8 protein-coding genes are annotated in these 8,137 nt (G+C 75.1%); 7 read left to right on the top strand and 1 reads right to left on the bottom strand.

Annotation, left to right across the window (positions count from 1 at the left end; translation table 11 throughout):
• Window positions 1–201 precede the first annotated feature (201 nt).
• The 7 genes from ACTUAL_RS18275 to ACTUAL_RS18245 all read left to right on the top strand — a co-directional run bounded on the left by ACTUAL_RS18275 (window position 202) and on the right by ACTUAL_RS18245 (window position 6,902).
• Window positions 202–1,002, top strand: a complete 801-nt coding sequence (locus ACTUAL_RS18275; protein WP_440901118.1) for a hypothetical protein — start codon at window positions 202–204, stop codon at window positions 1,000–1,002.
• Window positions 1,003–1,151: 149 nt separating this feature from the next.
• Window positions 1,152–1,412, top strand: coding sequence for a hypothetical protein (locus ACTUAL_RS18270; RefSeq protein WP_012783174.1), 261 nt, complete (start codon window positions 1,152–1,154; stop codon window positions 1,410–1,412).
• Window positions 1,409–1,660, top strand: coding sequence for a hypothetical protein (locus ACTUAL_RS18265; RefSeq protein WP_096491365.1), 252 nt, complete (start codon window positions 1,409–1,411; stop codon window positions 1,658–1,660). Before ACTUAL_RS18270 ends, ACTUAL_RS18265 begins: the two co-directional genes overlap by 4 nt.
• Before the next feature lies 1 nt (window position 1,661).
• Window positions 1,662–4,460, top strand: a complete 2,799-nt coding sequence (locus ACTUAL_RS18260) for an FtsK/SpoIIIE domain-containing protein (RefSeq protein WP_440901117.1) — start codon at window positions 1,662–1,664, stop codon at window positions 4,458–4,460.
• Entirely contained in the window at window positions 4,457–4,993 is a 537-nt protein-coding gene (locus ACTUAL_RS18255) for a hypothetical protein (protein ID WP_096491363.1), read from the top strand. Before ACTUAL_RS18260 ends, ACTUAL_RS18255 begins: the two co-directional genes overlap by 4 nt.
• A gap of 93 nt (window positions 4,994–5,086) precedes the next feature.
• The gene (locus ACTUAL_RS18250) at window positions 5,087–5,842 is read left to right on the top strand and encodes a GNAT family N-acetyltransferase (protein WP_440901116.1); all 756 of its coding nucleotides are present in this window, start codon (window positions 5,087–5,089) and stop codon (window positions 5,840–5,842) included.
• 25 nt (window positions 5,843–5,867) lie between these two features.
• Complete coding sequence (locus tag ACTUAL_RS18245) at window positions 5,868–6,902, top strand: NADP-dependent oxidoreductase (protein ID WP_373565513.1); 1,035 nt, start codon at window positions 5,868–5,870, stop codon at window positions 6,900–6,902.
• On the opposite strand, the gene ACTUAL_RS18240 is transcribed toward ACTUAL_RS18245, so the two are convergent.
• Entirely contained in the window at window positions 6,892–8,091 is a 1,200-nt protein-coding gene (locus ACTUAL_RS18240) for an amidohydrolase (protein ID WP_440901115.1), read from the bottom strand. The two genes, ACTUAL_RS18245 and ACTUAL_RS18240, sit on opposite strands and share 11 nt — an antisense overlap.
• Window positions 8,092–8,137: the final 46 nt, after the last annotated feature.

Genomic DNA, 8,137 nt, shown 5'->3' with positions numbered 1-8,137 from the left:
CTGGCGACGCCCGAGTTCCTCGCACCCGCCGCACTCCACGAACCCCTGGCAGCGCCCGAGTCCCTCGCGCCTGCCAGCGCCGCGACGCCCCCGGAGCCCCCCGCCACCGCGGTGTCCCCTGAAGCGCCAGCGTCCCCCGCTGCCCCGCTCCTCCCTGACGCCCAGTTGCCCCCTGAGGCCCCGGTGTCCCCAGCAGCCCCGGTGTCCCCTGAACCCCAGGTCTCCCCCGCTGCCCAGGGTTCCCCTGAAGCCCCGCCGGTTCCGCCTCCCTCGTCCTCCCCCGCCGCCCCCCAGCGCCCCGCGGGCCCCACCGGCAGCGCGCCGACCTGGGCGGGCGCCGCCGCGGCGTGGCCGACGCCGGTCTGGCCCGCCCCGGTGTGGCCCGCGCCCGTCCCGACCGCGCGGACCGAGCGCGGGGGCGTCACGCCGCCGCCCACCGGTTTCCCGCCCGGCGTCGAGATCCCCGCCATCTCGGCCGTCCCCGCCACCCCGGCGGCTCCCCCCACCCCTGCGGCACCCACCGAGCCCCCCACCACGCCGTTCCCCGTCCTCCCCCCGGCTCCCCCGCAGCCCCTCCCCGAACCCGCCCCCCTGCCCACCCCGCAGGACGAACCAGCCCCGGCACCCCCCGAGCCCCTCTCGGACTCGCCCGTCCGGCTCATCCTGGAGATCCGCGCGATCACCGACCCGACCTCGTCCCCCGAGGAGCAGGCACGGTCGGTAGCGCGCGGGCTCGCCCCGGCCGGCAAGATCACCCGCGTGGCCCCCGGCGGACGACTACTGGCCGTGCACGTCGACCTCGGCGCGAGCGAGGCGTCGCCCACCTCGGCGCTCCTCGACGCCGCCGCCGCGATGACACCCGACGGGTGGTCCGGCGTCGAGCGGGTCGGGGTGTCGGCGGTGGCGCGCTGGTCAGCGGGGCCCGCCCCTACAACGGGCGTCACCTCGCTGGAGCTGACGGCGACACCGCTCTCGGCATTCCAGTGGACACCGCCCGCGTGAGGGCCGGCGGGCGCTGCTCCGAATGAGTGGGTAACCACACCACCCTGTCAGCCGATCTTGCTTGATTAGCGTGAAACTCTGGGTATTACTTCAATTACAGAAGTGGTCGCCAGGCCACTGCGTGCTCTCAGGAGGGGTCGGTAACCGACATGGCCAGCATCGAAGAAGTCCGCGCGGCGATCGCCCAGGCCGTGGACAAGGCCAACGAGAGCGCGAAGGCGCTCCAGCAGGCCGCCAGCCTCGCCGAGGACGCGCAGGCCCTGCTCAACTCGGCGACCCAGGGCAGCGCCCAGTCCGACGTCGAGTCGGCGAACGCCCAGTTCGCGCAGGTCGCCAGCGGCGTCTCGGACCTCCAGAAGTACCTGGAGAACGGGATCTCCCAGGCCGAGAGCATCAACTCCAGGCTGTGACGTCGGTAGCGGAGGTCCGGCTCGCGCTGGAGCAGGTCGCCGAGGGCCTGCGGGACGCCTACCGCCTGACGCGGGAGGCGCAGGACCTGCTGGTGGACGCGGTCGACGTGCTGGCGGAGGCGGGTGAGAACCACCACGAGGAGCTCGTGCCGCCCGCGTTCCTGCGGGCCCGCGAGGCCTTCCCCGACGAACTGGAGCTGATCGTGAGCAGCCTGGAACTGGTCCAGCGGTTGGCCGCGGAGCTGTGACGTGAGCAGGCGCGACGACCGCCTGTGGCGGATCAGGGCGTCCCTGGAGCGCTTCCACGGGGCGGTGGCGGCGGCGCTGGGCAACGCCGCGCGCGAGCAGCGCGCCATCGCGGCCGAGCGCGCCCGCGACATGGTCGAGGTGATGGTGCGCGGCCAGGGCGTGGACCGCGCCCTGGTCGACCCGCTGCTGGCCGGGCCGCTGCGGAACCCGCTGTTCGGGCCGGTGCTGGCGCACGCGATGGCCGACCGCGTCGAGGCGTTCCGCGACTGGTCCGAGCAGGGCCCCGACCGGCTGGCCGAGATCGTCGGCGAGGCGTCGCCGGGGACCGCGTCCCAGCCGCACGAGGTGTGGCTGGGCGGGACGGGCACGGCGGACGGCAGCGACGGCGTCCCGGAGCTGTGGCGGATCGGCGAGGGCGAGGTGCCCTCGGCCCCGGAGCCCCGGCGGTTCCCGGTGGCGGTGCCGCTGCTGGACCAGGCGCACCTGCACGTGGCGTCCGCGCCCGAGGCGCGCGCGACGGCGGAGTCGCTGGTGGAGGGCCTGCTGCTGCGGGTGCTCAGCCACTTCCAGCCGGGTCTGGTGCAGGTGCACGTGTGGGACGTCGGTCAGCTGACCGGCTCGCTGCCCGGCCTGTACCCGCTGACCAGGGCGGGCCTGCTGACCGTGCACGACCCGGCGCGGCTGCACGAGCTGCTGGACGAGCTGTCCGACACGATCCGCCGCGTGCACACCGGCGTGCTGGTGGAGGGCCACCAGTCGATCAGGGCGGTCAGCGGCAGGCGCGCGGAGCCGTGGCGGATCGCGGTGCTGCTGGGCAACCGGCAGGCGCTCAAGGAGGAGCACCAGCAGCAGTTGCAGCGGGTGGCGCGCAACGGGCTGGCGTGCGGCATCCAGCTGTTCATCGTCGACATCCCGATCACGGTGAACTCGCCGGTGGAGACCGTGCGGGTGGCGGCGGACCACACGGCGACCTGCACCATGACCGGCAAGCACGTGCGGGTGCTGCTGGACCCGCCGCTGCCGCGCCACGCGGTGCCGAGGGCGTGCGCGGCGATCGCGGAGAAGCGCGAGGAGCGGCGCAGCCGGTTCGGCACGTTCGCGGACCTGCTGCCCGAGGAGCCGTGGCAGGAGCGGTCGGCGGCGGGCGTGGTGGCCCCGCTGGGGTTCTTCGACGGCGACCCGGTGCCGGTGGCGCTGGGCGACACCTCGCCGCACGCGCTGATCGGCGGGCCGAGCGGGTCGGGCAAGACGAACCTGCTGTACGCGATGCTGGGCAGCCTCGCGGCCCGGTACTCGCCGGACGAGCTGGAGCTGTACCTGCTGGACTTCAAGGAGGGCGTGTCGTTCGCGCAGTTCGCGCCGGGCCGCAAGGACCCGAGCTGGCTGCCGCACGCCCGGCTGGTCGGGGTGAACGTGAACACCGACCGCGAGTTCGGGGTGGCGCTGCTGCGGTTCCTGGCCGACGAGATGCGGCGGCGCGCGGACGCGGCGAAGCGGCACGAGGTCACGAAGCTGGAGCAGCTGCGTGAGGAGGACCCCGAGGGGCGGTGGCCCAGGGTCGTCGCGGTGATCGACGAGTTCCAGTACCTGTTCGGGGAGCGCGACCAGGTGACCGCGCAGGCCACGCAGCTGCTGGAGGACGTGGCGCGGCGCGGGCGGTCGCAGGGCATCCACCTGGTGCTGTCGAGCCAGGACGTGGCGGGCATCGAGGGGTTCTGGGGCAAGTCGGCGATCTTCGAGCAGTTCACCGTGCGGATCGCGCTGCCGAAGGCGCGGCGGGTGCTGGCGGAGCCGCAGAACGACGCGGCGGTGGAGCTGCCCCGCTGGCACGCGGTGGTGAACCACGAGTCGGGGGTGCGGCCGGGCAACCGGGTGGCTCGGGTGCCGGACGCGACGAGGCGGGGCACGTTCGACGCGCTGCAGGCCGAGCTGCACCGGATCAGGCCGGAGGAGCTGCCCGAGCCGATCCTGTTCGACGGCAGCCGGGTGCCGGTGCTGGGCGGGCTGGCGGACTTCCAGGCGCTGCGGCCGGGCGAGGCGAGCCCGACGGTGCTGCTGGGGCAGGTGATCGACGTGGCCGGGAGCGCGGCGAAGGTGCGGTTCGCGCGGACGCCGGGGCGGAACACGGCGGTGATCGGGTCGATGGCGGAGGACGCGGCCGGGGTGCTGGCGGGCGCGGCGCTGTCGCTGGCGCGGCAGCACTTCCCCGATCAGGCGCGGTTCACGGTGGCGTGCCTGGTGGACGACGCGAGGCCGCACGCGGACCGGCTCAGCAAGGCGCTCAAGGACGAGGGGTTCATCGTCGACGAGGTGCCGCTGAAGGACTTCCGCGAGGTGCCCGAGGAGGAGCGCCGGGGGTTCCGCGAGGTCGTGGACGAGCACGCGAGGCGGTTGCGGGAGATCAACGCGGGGACGTTCGAGGGTCCGGTGGTCCCGGAGTACCTGGTCGTCTACGGGGTCGACGCGGCGCAGAGCCTGCTGGAGGTCAAGGACGAGAAGACCCGCGCGACCGGCGTGGACAGCTTCCGGCTGCTGCTCAAGCACGGGCCGGAGAACCGGACGCACCTGCTCGGCTGGTGGCGCGGGGCGCAGCGGCTGAAGAACAGCCTGCCGCCCGGCGTGTACGACGACATCGGCTCGTGGATCGCGTTCGACGTGCAGGGCAAGGAGCTGCTCTCGTTCGGTCCCGAGCAGGTGATGTCCTGGTCGCCGAGGCCCCGCAGGGGGTTGTTCTTCGACCGGTTCGAGCACTCGCGCCCGCAGGTGGTCATCCCGTTCGATACGGGGGAGGAATCATGATCGGCGGTCCGGTGGCGATGACGGCGTTCTCGGCGGAGGGGCGGGTTCCGGGGCAGGGGCCCGGACCGGGCTCGGACGCGGGTCAGGGTGCGGCACGGGGGGCGGCTCACGGCCGCGGTCCGGGGGCCGTGCCGGTGCCCGGCGTCAACTCGGGGTTCGGCGGCGCGCTGTCGGCGGCCGAGCGGTACAAGGAGGTCGTCGAGCTCGCCGGTGACGCGGTGGAGCGGATGCGGCAGGTCGACCGGGAGCGGGTCGCGCAGCTGATCGAGGCGCTCGCCGAGTCGCAGATCCGGATGGCCGCCGCCATCGACCGGGAGAAGGTCGCGCAGCTCGGCGTGGACGAGCTGTGGCAGCAGGCCGTGGAGGCGCTGTGGGAGGAGCGGTCGATCCAGAGCATCGGCCAGCGGCCCCGGCCCGACGAGACCGTGCCGCCCAGGGACCAGCTGGAGTACGACAACGAGGTGGAGCTGGCCTACCTGGGGCTGGTGGAGTCGCTGGCCAAGCGGTCGCTGTTCCGGGGCGGCAAGTCCTAGCGGGGCGGCCCCGCGACGCGGTCCGCCGCCGTCGTGGGGCGTCCGCACCTCCCGGCGACCCGAGCCGCACCCGGCGCGGGCGATGATGCCCCCATGCGTCTGCACCACCCCTCCGAGCTGTCCGCGCGCGGCGCGCTGATCCGCTGGTCCGCCCAGGTCCTCGCCCCCGGTCGCGGTGGCGCGGCCTGGGTGCGCGGTGACGCCGTCGCCGTGCTCGCCCCCGCGCTCAACCGGCACGACCGGCTGGTCCTGGACGGCTCCCCCGACGACGTCCGCGCCCTCCTGGACGAGCACCACGCACCCGGACTGTCGCCGCTGGTCACCAGCGAGCTGGCGGCCGGGCTGGGGGTGCCGGTGCGGGCCGCGTTCGGCTGGATGGAGCGCGCCGACCCCGACGACCTGCCGGAGCGGGCCCCGGAGTGCGCCTGGCTGCCCGAGTCGGACTGGCCCGAGGTGACCGCCCTGCTGGCCGCCGCGAGCCCGCGCAGTTACGTGTGGCCAGGTGAGCCGGGGGCGACGCGGTGGGCCGGGATCAGGGTCGGCGGGGTGCTCGCCGCGGTGGCGGCCGACGCGTGGTCCACCGACGGGGTGGGGTTCGTCGGCGGGGTCGCCACGCACCCCGGTTTCCGCCGCAGGGGGCTGTCGTCGGTGCTGTGCGCGTTCGTCACCGCCGAGCTGCTGGAGCGGCACGGCGAGTGCGCGCTCATGGTCGACCGGGACAACCCGACCGCGATCGGCGTGTACGCCCGGCTCGGGTACGCCTACCGGGAGCTGTCCGTGCTGGACCCGGCCGCGGCGGGGTCCGGGGAGCCGAAGGCGGGCGGGGCGGCGGGGAAGAGCGCGGCGTGACGGCGCGTTGACCCGCGGTGAGGGGATGTCCGCAACCCACCGCAGGGAGAAGCGCATGACCACCGCGCACGAGATCCACCTGGCCGCCCGTCCGAAGGGCTTCCCGACCGAGTCGGACTTCGCGCTCGTCGAGGTCCCGGTCCCGGCGCCGGGCGACGGGGAGCTGCTGGTGCGCAACCTCGTGATGAGCGTCGACCCGTACATGCGCGGGCGGATGCGGGACGCGAAGTCGTACGTGCCGCCGTACGCCCTGAACGCGCCGCTGGACGGCGGGGCGGTCGGCGAGGTGGTCGAGTCGCGGTCGCCGGACTTCGCGCCGGGGGACGTCGTGCTGCACGGGTTGGGGTGGCGCGAGTTCGCGGCGGTGCCCGCCGAGGGGGCGCGGAAGGTCGACCCGGACGCGGCGCCGCTGGGCGCGCACCTGGGCGTGCTGGGGATGCCGGGGCTGACCGCGTGGGCGGGGCTGCTGGAGGTCGCCGGGATGCGCGAGGGCGAGACGGTGTTCGTGTCGGGCGCGGCGGGCGCGGTCGGGCAGGTCGCGGGGCAGGTCGCCCGGTTGCGCGGGGCGAAGCGGGTGGTGGGCAGCGCCGGGTCGCCGGAGAAGGTGCGGTACCTGGTGGACGAGCTGGGCTTCGACGCCGCGTTCGACTACCGGGACGGGGACGTCGCCGGGCAGCTCGCGGCGGCGGCCCCGGACGGGGTCGACGTGTTCTTCGACAACGTCGGCGGCGAGCACCTGGAGGCGGCGATCACGGCGTTCACCACGGGCGCGCGGGCGGCGCTGTGCGGGGCGATCTCGGCGTACAACGCCGAGGAGGCGCCCGCCGGGCCGAGGAACCTGGGGCTGCTGGTGGGCAAGCGCGCCACGCTGCGCGGGTTCATCGTCAGCGACCACGCCCACCTGCGCGAGGAGTTCACCCGCGAGGTGGGCGGCTGGATCGCGGAGGGGAAGCTGCGCTACCGGGAGACGGTGACCGAGGGCGGGCTGGCGAACGCGCCCGCGGCGTTCATCGGGATGCTGCGCGGGGAGAACACCGGGAAGGCGCTGGTCAGGTTCTGACCAGCTCGCCGTCTTCGGCGACGACGCGCCCCGCGTGCACGACGAGCGCGCGCGGGGCGCGGTCCATGACGGCGGCGGTGACCGTGTCGCCGGGCACGACCACGACGGACGCGGGCGAGCCCTCGGTGAGCCCGAGCTTGGCGCCCAGGACGGCCGCGCCGCCCCTGGTGGCGATGTCCACGCACATCTCGACCTGGTCGTCCCGGCGGAACCCGCCCCGGTAGGCGAGCTGCCAGGCGCGGCCGAGCATGTCGCCGTCGCCGTAGGGGGACCAGTGGTCGCGGATGCCGTCCTGGCCCAGGCCCAGGCGCACGCCCGCGCGGCGCAGGCGGTGCAGCGGCAGGGGGTCGCGGGCGCCGGGGGCGACGGTGGTGACGGCGACGTCGTGCTCGGCGAGGAGGTCGACGAGCAGGCCCTGGCGGTGGTCGTCGACGGTGGACAGGGCGAACGCGTGGCTGATGGTGACCTCGCCGCGCATCCCGAGGGCGGCGACGCGCTCGCAGACCAGCTCGATCTGGAACGCGCCGAGGGTGCCGTCGTCGTGCAGGTGCAGGTCGACGCCGCACTGGTGCTTCTCGGCGAGGCCGAAGACGATGTCGAGGTGCTTGACGGGGTCGCGGTCGGCGGAGGCCGGGTCGAGCCCGCCGACCAGGTCGGCTCCGGCCCGCAGCGCGGCGTCGAGCAGGTCGGCGGTGCCCTTCTCGCGCAGGACGCCGCACTGGGGGAACGCGACGACCTGCACGAGCGCCCGGTCGCGGTGGGCCTCGCGGGCGGCGAGGACGCCTTCGAGGCGTTCGAGGCCGGAGTCGACGTCGACCTGGGCGTGGCTGCGCACGTGGGTGGCGCCGGAGGCGATGGTGCGGCCGAGGGTGCGGGTGGCGCGGTCGGCGACGGGCTCGTCGGCGCGCCAGTGGCGGCGGTCGTTGTCGACGAGGGCGGTGAGGCCGGGCCCTGCGGAGTGCGGGCGGAAGGGGAGGCCGAGGCGGGTGGAGTCGAGGTGCGCGTGGGCGTCGGTGAAGGCGGGGAGGAGGACGCCGTTGCGGCCGTCGACGGTGGTGGCGCCGGGCGGGGCGGGGAGGTGCGGGCCGAAGGCGGTGAGGGTGCCGTTCGAGCAGAGGACGTCGACGGTCGGCGCACCGGGGTCGGCGGGCCACGGGCGGACTGAGCGGATCAGCAGGTCTCCGGGCACGGGGTGACGATAGTCCTTGGGGTGGGGAGTGGGGGTTAGTGGTGGG

This window comes from Actinosynnema sp., assembly GCF_052038725.1.
The sequence above is the reverse complement of the archived record's forward strand: the minus strand, read 5'-3'. Positions and strand labels throughout refer to the sequence as shown.